Source organism: Streptomyces sp. CRN 30 (genome assembly GCF_034105845.1).
In genome coordinates this window covers 1-12,418 of the sequence record NZ_JAVRHI010000496.1, presented here as the reverse complement: position 1 = coordinate 12,418, position 12,418 = coordinate 1, and the positions used below count along the sequence as shown (strand labels likewise).

The window sequence follows — 12,418 nt, the reverse complement described above, 5'->3', positions numbered from 1 at the left end:
GACCCGCTGCTCGCCGGGGACCGCCCGCGCGCCGCGCGGCCCGGCGGTGGCGCCCGACCCCCTGGCTGTTCCTGCTCGCCCCGCTGGCCCTGCTGATCGTCTTCACCTACGCGCCGATCGCCAACATGATCGCGTACAGCTTCACCGACTGGGACGGCGTCAGCCCCGAACTGGCCTTCACCGGCGCGGGCAACTACGCCGAGATCTTCACCCGCGAGGACCTCTTCCGGGTCTTCTTCGTCAGCGGCTACTACCTCGCCGCGTCCGTGGTGCAGATCGCCGCCGCGCTCTACTTCGCGACGGTCCTCAGCTTCGACGTCCGCTTCCGGAACTTCTTCAAAGGGGTGCTGTTCTTCCCGTACCTGATCAACGGCGTCGCGATCGGCTTCGTCTTCCTCTACTTCTTCCAGGACGGCGGCACCCTCGACTCGGTCCTCGACCTCTTCGGCTACGACGGCGACCGCGCCTGGCTCGGGACGTCCACGTCGGCCAATGTGTCGCTGGCGGGGGTCTCGGTCTGGCGCTACACGGGACTGAACTTCGTGCTCTTCCTCGGCGCGATCCAGTCCATCCCGGGCGAGCTGTACGAGGCGGCCGAGCTGGACGGCGCCAACCGGTGGCAGCAGTTCCGCCACATCATCGCGCCCAGCATCCGGCCGGTGATCGGCCTCACCGTCATCCTCTCCGTCTCCGGCTCGCTGGCGGTCTTCGAGATCCCGTACATCATGACCGGCGGCGCGACCGGCACCGAGACCTTCGTGATCCAGACGGTGAAGCTTGCCTTCCAGTTCAACAAGACGGGGCTCGCCTCCGCGGCGGCCGTCGTCCTGCTGCTGATCGTCCTGGCGGTGACCTGGGTGCAGCGGCGCCTCGTCCCCGACGACCCCGACCGGAAGGTGGAGCCCGTATGACCCGCCGCGCCGTGGCCCGCACCCTGGTGTACCTGTCGCTGATCGGCGCGACCCTCGTCGTGCTGCTGCCGCTCACCGTCGTCTTCCTGACCTCGCTGAAGAGCTCCGGGGAGATGGCGGACGGCTCGGGCGCCCTCGCCCTGCCCGACGACCCGTTCCACCTCGACAACTACGTGACGGCGTTCCGCGACGGCCGGATGCTCAGCGCCTTCGGCAACACCGCCTTCGTGCTGGTCTTCGCCATCGGCGGGACGGTGATCATCGGGTCGATGGCGGCGTACGCGATCGACCGCTTCGCCTTCCGGATGAAGAAGGCGGTGCTGGCGCTCTTCCTGGTCGCCGCGCTGGTCCCGGGCGTCACCACCCAGGTGGCGACCTTCCAGATCGTCAACAGCCTCGGCATGTTCGACAGCCTGTGGGCGCCGATCCTGCTCTACATGGGCACCGACATCGTGTCGATCTACATCTTCCTTCAGTTCATCCGGTCCATCCCGATCTCGCTGGACGAGTCGGCCCGGGTGGAGGGCGCCAACGCCTTCACGATCTACCGGAAGATCATTTTCCCGCTGCTGAAACCGGCGATCGCGACCGTCGTGATCGTGAAGGGGATCACCGTGTACAACGACTTCTACATCCCCTTCCTCTATCTCCCCTCCGAGGATCTTGGCGTGATCTCGACGTCGCTGTTCCGCTTCAAGGGTCCCTTCGGAGCCCACTGGGAGACGATCTCGGCAGGTGCCGTCCTGGTCATCCTGCCGACACTGATCGTCTTCCTCTTCCTCCAGCGATTCATCTACAACGGCTTCACGCGCGGAGCGACGAAGTGAGGACCGGAGCGGCGCTCAGGCACCCTTGGCCAACGCCGCCACGAGGACGGGCGTCACCTGCTCGACCTGCCAGGGCCGCGCCCCGTGCGCGGCCAGCGCGGCGCCCACCGCGTCCGCGTCCACCGGCGCCGGCGGCTCCCAGCAGACCCGGCGCACGGTGTCCGGCGTGATCAGGTTCTCCTGCGGCATGTTCAGCTCCTCGGCCAGCGCCGTCACCGCGGCGCGCGCCGCGGAGAGCCGGGCCGCGGCCACCGGGTCCTTGTCGGCCCAGGCCCGCGGCGGCGGGGGACCGGTCACCGGCTGCCCCGGCTGCGGGAGTTGCGCCTCCGACAGCTCCTTCGCCCGGTCGACGGCCGCCTGCCACTGCTCCAGCTGCCGGCGGTTGACCCGCCCGAAGCCGCCGAGCTGGGCGAGGGCGTGCACGTTGGGCGGCAACGCGAGCGCCGCCTCCACGATGGCCGAGTCCCCGATCACCTTGCCCGGCGAGACGTCCCGGCGCCGCGCGACCCGGTCCCGGGTCTGCCACAGCTCCCGGACCACGGCGAGCTGACGCCGCCTGCGCACCTTGTGCATGCCCGAGGTACGCCGCCAGGGGTCCTTGCGCGGCTCGGCCGGCGGCGCGGAGGCGATGGCGTCGAACTCCTGCCGGGCCCACTCCAGCTTGCCCTGCCGGTCCAGCTCCTTCTCCAGCGCGTCCCGCAGGTCGACGAGGAGCTCCACGTCGAGGGCGGCGTACCGCAGCCAGGGCTCGGGCAGCGGGCGGGTGGACCAGTCGACGGCGGAGTGCCCCTTCTCCAGGACGAAGCCGAGCACGCCCTCGACCATGGCCCCGAGCCCGACCCGCGGGAACCCGGCGAGCCGCCCGGCCAGCTCGGTGTCGAAGAGCCGCGTCGGCACCATCCCTATCTCCCGCAGACAGGGCAGGTCCTGGGTCGCGGCGTGCAGCACCCACTCGGTGTCCTTCAGCACCTCACCGAGGCCCGACAGGTCGGGGCAGGCCACGGGGTCGATCAGCGCGGTGCCCGCGCCCTCCCGGCGCAGCTGCACCAGATAGGCCCGCTGCCCGTACCGGTAACCGGAGGCCCGCTCGGCGTCCACGGCGACGGGACCGCTCCCGGCGGCGAACGCGGCGATCACCTCGGCGAGCGCGTCCGCACCGGCCACCACCGGCGGAATACCCTCCCGTGGCTCCAGCAAGGGGATCGGCGCCTCCGTAGCAGAAGTTCCGGTCTCGTCCGGAGGAGCGCCTCCGGTGGTGCGCAGTGAACGGTCTGCTGCGGTTTCGTGGGCGTCGGTCACCTGTCAAGGGTATCCGTACGGGCGAGCGGCTGACCTTCGCGTTCTGGACATAACCGCGCTGACCTGCGGGAACGTCCTTCGGTGCAGGTCAGGGCCGAGCGGTGGTTCTCGGCCACCCGGGTCTCCCACGGCCCCGGGCGGCCGCCCGCGCTCCCTCAGCCCCCGGCGGCCGCGGCGGCCGGGCGCAGCGTGGAGACGAAGCTCTGGAAGTCGCCGAGGACCTCCTGGAGCCGGCTCTTCCGCGCCGTCAGCGCCACCTCGATCTGGACGCGCTCACCGCGCTGCCGCTTGTTCTCGAGGAGCAGGATGAACTGGCTCTGCGCCAGTTCCATCGGCTCCCCGTTGACGGTGGCCCGGATCAGCACGTTCTGGACGATCCCGGGCGCGTCGATGAAGCCCGGCGCCGGGGAGGTGCCGACCTCGGTCCGCTTGACGACGTCGACGGGACCGACGTTCTCCCGCAGCCGCCGCACCGACTCCTCGGCGAGACCGTGCAGGCTCGCCGAGGAGCCGACGGTGTGACCGGAGACCGTGATGTTGGGCATGAAGCCCTGCCCCCGGGAGGCCGTGTGCAGCGCGACGAAGGCGGCCTGCGGGGCGCCGACCTCGTCCGGCGGCGCCGACTGCCAGCCCTGCGGCAACTCGATCTCAAGGGGTACCGGAAGCGTGCCCGGCATGGTGGATCAACTCCTCGCGGTACGGATTTTTCCGACGGTACGGGACGAGGGGCCGGCGGAGGGCTCCCCGTGGCGGCGGGTCAGTCGAACCAGTCCCCGATCGCGTCCCACGCGTCGCCGGCCGCGTCGGTGACCGCGCCCGGATCGATCTCGACCTGCGCGCCGACCTTGCCGCCGAGACCGAGGCCGACGCCGAGGTCGCCGCCTATGACGAACTTGCCGTCCTTCATGCCGGCGTCGAAGTGGGCCTCGGCGCCCGCGCCGGCCCACCCCTCCGCCACGCCGCCGACACCGATACCGGCGACCGAGGCGTGCGCCTCCGCCGTCGCCTTGGCGCCGGCGAATGCCGTGCCGCCGGCGTGGACGCCGTCCGTGCCGACACTGCCCGTGACGCCCGCCTCGGCCCCCACGAAGCCCGTCGCCTTGCCGGAGGCCGCCAGCCAGCCGGCCTCGTACTTGCCGTCGGCCGACGCCTGGGCGAGGTACGCCTTGCCCGACGCCTGCGCGGTGGCGTTGCCGTCCATGAGACCGACCCCGGCGGAGCCCTCGACGCCGAGCAGGTTGACACCGGCGGTACCGGAGACGTCACCGCCCGCGAAGGAGCCGTGCCCCTTGGCCTCGGCACCCCAGACACTGGCGTCGCCGGAGACGGAGGGGCCGGCTACGGCTACGCCGGGGCCCTTGCCCGCGCGGAGCGCGTCCCGCTGCTCCTGGGACAGGTTCTTGTGCTCGCCCCAGGCTCTCCCGGGCCGCATCTCGGTCGCCCGTTCAGCCAGCTGTCGCGTTGTCAGGGGCGACTCGTCCTGCGCTGCCTCGGAGGCCCAGAAGAGCCAGTCGGGCGCGTCGTCGCCCCCGCCGCCCTGTGCCTTGAACTTCCCGGCCGCCGTGTCGCCCGCGGACTCCACGCGGGAGCGTGCCGTCTGCAGGAGCTGCTCGCCACCGCTCTCGTCGCCCGACTGATACAGCGAAATAGCCTGCTCGGCCTGGCCCTGGGCCCATTCCAGGACCCCGGCGTAGTCCCGCAGCGCCACCGCGGCGGCGCTGAGCGAGTCCGAGCCGTGGTACCACTTCTTCTTCTGGTCGGAGAAGTCCTCCCAGAAGGCGTCGCTCGCCTCGCCCTGCCAGCCGGGCACGCGGACGCCGCCCAGGTCGGCACCGATGCCGTCGAGGGTCTGCGCATGGCCGTCGAGCCGGTCCGCGTCGCCGCTGAGTTTCGACGGGTTGCCCGGGATCAGCGCGCGCGGGTCCCGTGTCTCGCCAAGTCGTGCCGCCATGGTTCCCCGTCAGTTGATGCCGGGGCCGACGACGGCGGGCCCGGAGAGCTTGTTCTGGTTCTGCCGCTCGGCGAGTTCGTAGGACGCGGCGTTCGCGTCCAGTTTGTCCGCCGAGTTGTCCGCGTCTTCCTTCATCGGACTCTTGATGGCCTCGGTCCAGGTGGCCATCAGCCGGCCGAACTCCTCGGCCGCGTCGCCGTGACCGAAGTCGTCGGCGGACTTGCCGAGTTCGTCGAGCTTGATGTTGTCGCTGCGGCCCGCCGCGTCTCTGATCTTGTCGGCGGCCGACCGCAGTTCGGACGGTTCGACATCGAACTGGCTCAACTTTCCCCCATTTTCACGTACTGATCTACGGAGTCTGCGTGGGCTGGTCGGGTGCCGTGACCCCCAGGTGGCCGACAGTGTCGGCGAGATACTCAAGACACTCGCTCAGCGTCTCAGTGCTCAGCCGGGTCTCCTCGCGCCAGGTGAACAGACGGCCGCCGGACAGGTGGAGCGGAGACTTCGCGGCGCGTCCGTCGGAGACGAGGAACTCCGCCAGGCCGCCGAGCAGCAGGGTCCGGGCGCGTTCCTCGTCGCGGGAGACGATGTGGAAGTCCTTGTCCAACTGCGGGATGCCCACGGTCATGGCTCGTCCCCGTACGAGGGTGTCGAACCAGCCGTCGCGGTAGACGCGCAGGTCCGGGACGTCCACACCCAGGTCAAGAACACAGACGGAGAGGACGTGGACGTGCTCGTTCGCTTCGAGGGCGTCGCCGCCGAACTGAGTCTCGAACGCGCGGAAGCCGAACCCGCCATGGGCGCCGCTGACGACATGGTCCGCCGGGACGCCGCTGGTCCAGCGCCAGAACGGCCCGTTCCCCTTGTACGTGTCGACGAGTCCCGGTACGACCTCGTCGTACCTCCATCCCCGCCCCTCGGCAAAGGACCGCAACTCCCCGTAAGAGTCCCGCTGCTCGCTCTTCTTGCGTGCCTTGCGTCTCCTCGTCCAGAAGACCAGCGCCGCGACGCCGCTCCACCACAGCAGGATCACGACCGCTTCGGTTCCACTCATGGCGACAGCATCCCCCATGGCCCCGCGCGGGAGCCGTTCCGGTCCGGCTCAGGAGGCCGACTCGTCGACCTCGATGTCGTACTTGACGGTGTCGTCCTCGACGGAGGTCACCTTGACGGTCAGCCCGATGGTGCTGCCGTCGGTCGCGGTCAGCTCGCACCGCATCGTGGTGCCGACCTCGCCGGCGAGATCCTCGGGGCAGGCGATGTCCGGCTTCGGCTGGTTCATCTGGGCGGCGAGCTTCTCGGCCACCGTGTCCTCCACCTCGCCCTTGGAGATCTTGGGCTCCGACGAGGAGCAGCCCACCAGCAGCGCGGCGGCGGCCACGGCCGCGAGTCCCCAGATGGGCAGGGCGGAGGGGGACTTCGGCACGATGGGGGCTCCGTTCGGGGCGCAGGGACCATGAGGGTCGACAGGTGTCGCTCGTCAGTGCGAAGTTTTATCAGGTCCCCTCACCCGTGTGCTGATTTTTCACATCCTCCGACTTCCGCACCCGGACGATCTCCACGCGCGGATGCCCGCGGACACGCGGAACGCCCGCCGACGGAACGTTCCGTCGGCGGGCGCCGGGTCGAGGGCGGGTCGGATCAGTGGATGATGCCCGTGCGCAGCGCGACCGCGACCATGCCGGCGCGGTCACCCGTGCCGAGCTTGCGGGCGATGCGGGCGAGGTGGCTCTTGACGGTCAGGGCGGACAGGCCCATGGAGACGCCGATCGCCTTGTTGGACTGGCCTTCGGCGACCAGCCGGAGCACCTCGACCTCGCGGCCGGACAGTTCGCGGTAGCCGCCCGGGTGGCTCGGGGCACCCGGGGGACGGCGGTGGAGACGGGCGGCGGCGGCGCCGATGGGAGCCGCACCGGGACGGGTGGGGAGCCCGACGTTGGTACGGGTGCCGGTGACGACGTAACCCTTCACACCGCCGGCGAGGGCGTTGCGTACGGCGCCGATGTCGTCGGCGGCGGAGAGGGCCAGCCCGTTGGGCCAGCCCGCGGCACGGGTCTCCGACAGCAGGGTCAGGCCGGAGCCGTCGGGGAGATGGACGTCGGCGACGCAGATGTCGCGGGGGTTGCCGATGCGGGGACGAGCCTCCGCGACGGACGAGGCCTCGATGACGTCGCGCACACCGAGCGCCCACAGGTGGCGGGTGACGGTGGAACGGACGCGGGGGTCGGCCACGACCACCATGGCGGTCGGCTTGTTCGGGCGGTAGGCGACCAGGCTTGCGGGCTGCTCGAGGAGAACGGACACCAGGCCTCCTGGGTGCGGGGACGACGGGGCCGGCTGTGGGGAAGAAGCCGGGACGAACCGTGCTTTCAAGGTCACAGTCGTCTTCGGCACCGGACCCGTCCGCCTTTAGGGAATGATCACGATCTGGTGAGTAACAATCCGAGCAATTCGGACAGGTGGTCGATCATTCGAAGACCGAACGGTTTCGCTCTGCGTCGTTACGCGCTCGAAAGTGGCCGTATCGACAAAGTGACTGCACTCGATCGGAGCAAAAAAGAGAGGGCACGGCGTGGCCGTGCCCTCTTTATCTCGATATGTGCGTCTAGCGGGAGTGCGGCCCCCGGCGCTGCGGCAGCGTGACCACCGAGGCGTCGCCGGGACCGGCCGGCGGCAGTCCGCCGACCTGCGCCAGCAGATCGCACCACGCGCCCAGGTGCGCGGCGGTGTCCGGCACCCCGCCCAGCCCCTCCCGCGGCGTCCACGAGGCGCGGATCTCGATCTGCGAGGCGGCGGGCCGCGCGGCGAGACCGCCGAAGTAGTGCGAGCCGGCACGCGTCACCGTTCCGCTGGGCTCACCGGGAGCCAGCCCGCGCGCCTGCAACGCGCCGGTGAGCCAGCTCCAGCACACCTCCGGCAGCAGCGGATCGGCGGCCATCTCCGGCTCCAGCTCCGCGCGCACCAGCGTCACCAGCCGGAAGGTCCCCTGCCAGGCGTCGTGCCCGGCCGGATCGTGCAGCAGCACCAGGCGCCCGTCCGCCAGGTCCTCGTCCCCGTCGACGACCGCGGCCTCCAGCGCGTACGCGTAGGGCGCGAGCCGCTGCGGCGGGGGCGTCGGGTCCACCTCGATCTGGGGGCGCAGCCGCGCGCCCCGCAACGCCTCGACGGCGGCCCGGAACGGCGGCGGGGCCGCATCCTCCGGGCGCCGGCCGCTCTCCGTACCGTCTTCGGTCTTCGTAGGTTCGTCCATTCCGCCCGTGCCGTCCGACAGTCGTCCCTGAGCCGCAGCCATGCGGGGAAGATTAAGCGGAACGGGCCCCCGGCGCAGGGAGGACACCCGCGCGAGGGTGCGATGTCCGGATCACGTGGCGCGCGGACGGGAGGGCGGCGCGCGGTCCGGGCGCGGTCCTGGAGCCGCCCGCCCCGGTGCGCCCCCGCGGTCCGGAGCGGTCGCCGGGGCGTGCGAGACTTGCCGTCGTGACTGCCAACCAGAGCCCCGCGGGCAAGCCGCCGACCGCCACGTACGACTCCGCGTTCCTCAGGGCGTGCAGGCGTGAGCCGGTGCCGCACACCCCCGTCTGGTTCATGCGGCAGGCCGGGCGCTCGCTCCCCGAGTACCGCAAGGTGCGCGAGGGCATCCCCATGCTGGAGTCCTGCATGCGGCCCGAGCTGGTCACCGAGATCACCCTCCAGCCGGTCCGCCGGCACGGCGTGGACGCGGCGATCTACTTCAGCGACATCGTCGTCCCGCTCAAGGCCATCGGCATCGACCTCGACATCAAGCCGGGCGTCGGCCCCGTCGTCGAGAAGCCCGTCCGCACCCGCGCCGACCTCGCCCGGCTGCGCGACCTGACCCCCGAGGACGTCTCCTACGTCACCGAGGCGATCAAGCTGCTCACCGCCGAACTCGGCGAGACCCCCCTCATCGGCTTCGCGGGCGCCCCCTTCACCCTCGCGAGCTACCTCGTGGAGGGCGGCCCGTCCCGCAACCACGAGCACACCAAGGCGCTCATGTACGGCGACCCGCAGCTCTGGGCCGACCTGCTCGACCGCCTCGCCGAGATCACCGGCGCCTTCCTGAAGGTGCAGATCGAGGCCGGCGCCAGCGCCGTGCAGCTCTTCGACTCCTGGGTCGGCGCGCTCGCCCCCGCCGACTACCGCCGCTCCGTCATGCCGGCCTCCACGAAGGTCTTCGAGGCGGTCGCCGGGTACGGCGTCCCCCGTATCCACTTCGGCGTCGGCACCGGTGAGCTGCTCGGCCTCATGGGCGAGGCGGGCGCGGACGTCGTGGGCGTCGACTGGCGCGTCCCGCTGGACGAGGCCGCCCGCCGCGTCGGCCCCGGCAAGGCGCTCCAGGGCAACCTCGACCCGGCCGTCCTCTTCTCCTCCCGCGAGGCCGTCGAGGCCAAGACCGGCGAGATCCTCGACGCGGCCGCCGGCCTGGAGGGCCACGTCTTCAACCTCGGCCACGGCGTCCTGCCGACCACCGATCCGGACGCGCTGACACGGCTCGTGGAGGACGTGCACACGCGCACGGCACGCTGAGACCGCGCCCCGGCCCGGGTCGGGGGCGGGGGCGGGGGAGACCGAGGTCTCACCGCCGACGCCGCGCCCGCCGCCCGAACAGGATGCCCGGGGGCTCGGGAGGCGGCGGCGTCCCCTTCCGGAGGGGCCAGCCGATCAGTATGCCCGCCACGAAGCCGGCCACGTGGGCCACGTACGCCACCGTGCCCGCGTCGGAGACGGCGCCGCCGGAGGAGTAGAACGCCTGGAGCACGAACCAGAAGCCCAGCACGAGCCAGGCCGGCAGACGCAGCGGCAGGAAGACCAGGAACGGGACGAGGACCCAGACGCGGGCCCTGGGGTACAGCACCAGGTACGCGCCGAGGACACCGGCGATCGCGCCCGAGGCGCCGATCAGCGGGGCGCCCGAGCCGGCGTTCAGGAGCGCGAAGCCGTAGGTCGCCGCGTAGCCGCAGACGCCGTAGAAGAGCAGGAACCGCAGGTGACCCATGCGGTCCTCGACGTTGTTGCCGAAGATGTACAGGAAGAGCATGTTGCCGAGCAGGTGCAGCCAGCCGCCGTGCAGGAACATCGCGGTCAGCACGCTCAGTTCGGGTGACTTGGTGTAGTCCGGCGGGGCGATCACGCAGCCGGGGCCGCGCGGGCCGACCCCCGTGTCGCCGGTCGGCACGAGCCGGGGCAGCTGATGGTGGATCAGCTCCTGCGGCACGGCCGCCCAGTGGTCCAGGTACGCCTGGAGACCGCACTGCCGGGCCAGGCCGCCCCCTCCCGTGAGCGAGTCGGCCATGCCGGGCATGGTGAGGAAGACCGCGAGGTTCGCGGCGATGAGCGCGTAGGTGACCCAGGGTGTGCTGCGCACGGGGTTCACGTCATGGACGGGGATGACCACGGATGACTACTGCCCGGCCCGCCGTCGGCGAATCGGCGGCTGGGCTGAACGCCGCCGCCGTCGCCCGCGTATGACTCCGCGACGCGCGACGCGAACGCGATCTCCGCGAGGTGAGGAGCAGACGATGAACGACCGGACGACTCCCGCGATGCACGCCACCCCGGACGGCGAGGCGGAGATCGCCCTCGTACTGCGGCTGCCCTGGGAGGACGTCGCCCGGCTCGGCCAGGAGGCCGGTCGGCTGGCCGCGCAGCGGCAGCGGCCGGTGACCCTGGACGAGGCCGTCAGCCACCGGCTGCGCTCCGTGCGGAGCGCGGCACACGCCAAACCGGCCGGAGAGCAGCCGCCCGCGGTCGCCGTCCCGGCCCCCGTGTCGTCGCTGCCGCCCCGGCCGCCGGGCGAACAGGCCCGCCAGGCCATCGACCGGATCAACGGCACCGCCTGATCAACGGCACCGCCTGACCGGCGGGTCGGCCCTGGCGCGGTCAGCCCTCGGCGCGGTCAGCCCCCGTCCTGGACCGCCCTCGCCGCCTTCCGCGCCGCCACCAGCACCGGGTCCCACACCGGGGAGAACGGCGGCGCGTAGCCCAGGTCAAGGGCCGTCATCTGTTCCACCGTCATACCGGCGGTCAGGGCGACCGCCGCGATGTCGACGCGCTTGCCCGCGCCCTCGCGGCCGACGATCTGCACGCCCAGCAGCTTGCCCGTGCGGCGCTCGGCGAGCATCTTCACCGTCATGGAGGAGGCGTCCGGGTAGTAGCCCGCGCGGCTCGTCGACTCGATGGTGACCGCGACGAAGTCCAGGCCCACCCGGCGCGCGTCCTTCTCCCGCAGGCCGGTGCGGGCGATCTCCAGGTCGCAGACCTTGCTGACGGCCGTGCCGACGACGCCCGGGAAGGTGGCGTACCCGCCGCCCGCGTTGGTGCCGATGACCTGGCCGTGCTTGTTGGCGTGGGTGCCGAGCGCGATGTGCCTCAGCTGGCCGGAGACCAGGTCGAGGACCTCGACGCAGTCGCCGCCCGCCCAGATGTCCTCGTGCCCGCGCACCCGCATCGCCCGGTCCGTCAGCAGACCGCCGCTCGCGCCGACCGGCAGCCCGGCCTTCCGCGCCAGCGACGTCTCGGGGCTCACCCCGATTCCGAGGACCACCACGTCCGCCGGGTACTCCGCGTCCGGGGTGACCACCGCGCTCACCCGCCCGTCGTCGCCGGTGCGGACCTCGGTGACCTCCGTGTCGTTCACCATGGTGATGCCGAGGCCCTCCATCGCCTCGTGCACCAGGCGGCCCATGTCCGGATCGAGCGTCGACATCGGCTCCCGGCCGCGGTTGACGACCGTCACCCCGTAGCCGCGGTGGATCAGCGCCTCGGCCATCTCCACGCCGATGTACCCGGCGCCGACGACCACCGCCCGGCGGCCACGCGTGCGTGCCAGCGTGTCCAGCAGCGCCTGCCCGTCGTCGAGCGTCTGCACGCCGTGCACGCCGGGAGCGTCCGCGCCCGGCATCTCGGGCCGCACCGGCCGGGCACCGGTCGCGATCACGAGCCGGTCGTACGACGTCCAGTACTCCTCGCCGGAATCGACGCCACGCGCGCGTACCCGCCGGCCGGCGACGTCGATCTCCGTCACCTCGGTGCGCATCCGCAGGTCGATGTCGCGCGCGCGGTGCTCCTCGGGCGTACGGGCGATCAGCCGGTCCCGGTCGTCGACCTCGCCGCCCACCCAGTAGGGGATGCCGCACGCCGAGTAGGAGGTGAAGTGGCCGCGTTCGAACGCCACGATCTCCAGCTCGCCCGGCCCCTTCAGCCGGCGTGCCTGGGACGCCGCGGACATCCCCGCGGCGTCCCCGCCGACCACCACCAGCCGCGTCCGTCCGTCCGCCGTACCCGCCGCACCACTGTCGCTGCTCATGCGGACACGCTACGGCGGTGACGCCGCCGCCCGCGCTCAGCCCTCCTCGTGCCGCCCCCGCTCCGGCGGCGCGGCGGGCAGCGGACCGGGGGCCGGCGCGGCGGCG

General features: G+C 72.0%; 14 protein-coding genes. 4 read left to right on the top strand and 10 right to left on the bottom strand.

Features of this window, described 5'->3' with window-relative positions; all coding sequences use genetic code 11:
• Both UW392_RS56755 and UW392_RS56750 read left to right on the top strand, forming a co-directional pair.
• Positions 1 to 911 (top strand): sugar ABC transporter permease (locus UW392_RS56755; RefSeq protein WP_320783340.1); only part of this gene is annotated, 911 nt, incomplete at its 5' end.
• Positions 908 to 1,738: a carbohydrate ABC transporter permease gene (locus tag UW392_RS56750; protein WP_320783339.1), complete on the top strand. Its 831-nt coding sequence runs from the start codon at positions 908 to 910 to the stop codon at positions 1,736 to 1,738. The genes UW392_RS56755 and UW392_RS56750, both read left to right, overlap by 4 nt.
• 15 nt (positions 1,739 to 1,753) lie before the next feature.
• On the opposite strand, the gene UW392_RS56745 is transcribed toward UW392_RS56750, so the two are convergent.
• The 8 genes from UW392_RS56745 to UW392_RS56710 all read right to left on the bottom strand — a co-directional run bounded on the left by UW392_RS56745 (position 1,754) and on the right by UW392_RS56710 (position 8,280).
• On the bottom strand, positions 1,754 to 3,037 hold the full coding sequence (locus tag UW392_RS56745; protein WP_320783338.1) for a ribonuclease D: 1,284 nt from the start codon (positions 3,035 to 3,037) through the stop codon (positions 1,754 to 1,756).
• Positions 3,038 to 3,192: 155 nt separating this feature from the next.
• Positions 3,193 to 3,714, bottom strand: a complete 522-nt coding sequence (locus tag UW392_RS56740) for a hypothetical protein (RefSeq protein WP_320783337.1) — start codon at positions 3,712 to 3,714, stop codon at positions 3,193 to 3,195.
• Positions 3,715 to 3,794: 80 nt separating this feature from the next.
• Positions 3,795 to 4,988, bottom strand: coding sequence for a putative T7SS-secreted protein (locus tag UW392_RS56735; RefSeq protein WP_320783336.1), 1,194 nt, complete (start codon positions 4,986 to 4,988; stop codon positions 3,795 to 3,797).
• A 9-nt stretch (positions 4,989 to 4,997) separates the two neighbouring features.
• Positions 4,998 to 5,312, bottom strand: coding sequence for a WXG100 family type VII secretion target (locus UW392_RS56730; protein ID WP_320783335.1), 315 nt, complete (start codon positions 5,310 to 5,312; stop codon positions 4,998 to 5,000).
• A gap of 25 nt (positions 5,313 to 5,337) precedes the next feature.
• Positions 5,338 to 6,042, bottom strand: a complete 705-nt coding sequence (locus UW392_RS56725; RefSeq protein ID WP_320783334.1) for a hypothetical protein — start codon at positions 6,040 to 6,042, stop codon at positions 5,338 to 5,340.
• Positions 6,043 to 6,090: 48 nt separating this feature from the next.
• Positions 6,091 to 6,414, bottom strand: a complete 324-nt coding sequence (locus tag UW392_RS56720; protein WP_320783333.1) for a DUF4333 domain-containing protein — start codon at positions 6,412 to 6,414, stop codon at positions 6,091 to 6,093.
• A gap of 215 nt (positions 6,415 to 6,629) precedes the next feature.
• Positions 6,630 to 7,292: a response regulator transcription factor gene (locus tag UW392_RS56715; protein WP_003972894.1), complete on the bottom strand. Its 663-nt coding sequence runs from the start codon at positions 7,290 to 7,292 to the stop codon at positions 6,630 to 6,632.
• Positions 7,293 to 7,593: 301 nt separating this feature from the next.
• Complete coding sequence (locus tag UW392_RS56710; protein WP_320783332.1) at positions 7,594 to 8,280, bottom strand: DUF3000 domain-containing protein; 687 nt, start codon at positions 8,278 to 8,280, stop codon at positions 7,594 to 7,596.
• Between the two features lie 185 nt (positions 8,281 to 8,465).
• Between UW392_RS56710 and hemE the strand changes: the two genes are divergently transcribed.
• The gene (hemE, locus tag UW392_RS56705; protein WP_320783331.1) at positions 8,466 to 9,533 is read left to right on the top strand and encodes a uroporphyrinogen decarboxylase; all 1,068 of its coding nucleotides are present in this window, start codon (positions 8,466 to 8,468) and stop codon (positions 9,531 to 9,533) included.
• Between the two features lie 49 nt (positions 9,534 to 9,582).
• Here the strand turns inward: hemE and UW392_RS56700 are convergent, their stop codons facing one another.
• Positions 9,583 to 10,401 (bottom strand): rhomboid family intramembrane serine protease, encoded by an 819-nt coding sequence (locus tag UW392_RS56700; protein ID WP_320783330.1) that lies wholly within the window; start codon positions 10,399 to 10,401, stop codon positions 9,583 to 9,585.
• Between the two features lie 124 nt (positions 10,402 to 10,525).
• On the opposite strand from UW392_RS56700, the gene UW392_RS56695 reads away from it, so the two are divergent.
• Positions 10,526 to 10,846: a hypothetical protein gene (locus UW392_RS56695; protein WP_320783329.1), complete on the top strand. Its 321-nt coding sequence runs from the start codon at positions 10,526 to 10,528 to the stop codon at positions 10,844 to 10,846.
• 56 nt (positions 10,847 to 10,902) lie between these two features.
• Here UW392_RS56695 and UW392_RS56690 read toward each other — a convergent pair whose 3' ends face one another.
• Positions 10,903 to 12,312: an FAD-dependent oxidoreductase gene (locus UW392_RS56690; RefSeq protein WP_320783328.1), complete on the bottom strand. Its 1,410-nt coding sequence runs from the start codon at positions 12,310 to 12,312 to the stop codon at positions 10,903 to 10,905.
• Positions 12,313 to 12,418 lie beyond the last annotated feature (106 nt).

Coding starts and splice junctions, on each gene's coding strand:
- UW392_RS56750 (WP_320783339.1), top strand. CDS start 908: ATGACCCGCCGCGCCGTGGCCCGCACCCTGGTGTACCTGTCGCTGATC.
- UW392_RS56740 (WP_320783337.1), bottom strand. CDS start 3,714: ATGCCGGGCACGCTTCCGGTACCCCTTGAGATCGAGTTGCCGCAGGGC.
- UW392_RS56735 (WP_320783336.1), bottom strand. CDS start 4,988: ATGGCGGCACGACTTGGCGAGACACGGGACCCGCGCGCGCTGATCCCG.
- UW392_RS56725 (WP_320783334.1), bottom strand. CDS start 6,042: ATGAGTGGAACCGAAGCGGTCGTGATCCTGCTGTGGTGGAGCGGCGTC.
- UW392_RS56710 (WP_320783332.1), bottom strand. CDS start 8,280: ATGGCTGCGGCTCAGGGACGACTGTCGGACGGCACGGGCGGAATGGAC.
- UW392_RS56695 (WP_320783329.1), top strand. CDS start 10,526: ATGAACGACCGGACGACTCCCGCGATGCACGCCACCCCGGACGGCGAG.
- UW392_RS56690 (WP_320783328.1), bottom strand. CDS start 12,312: ATGAGCAGCGACAGTGGTGCGGCGGGTACGGCGGACGGACGGACGCGG.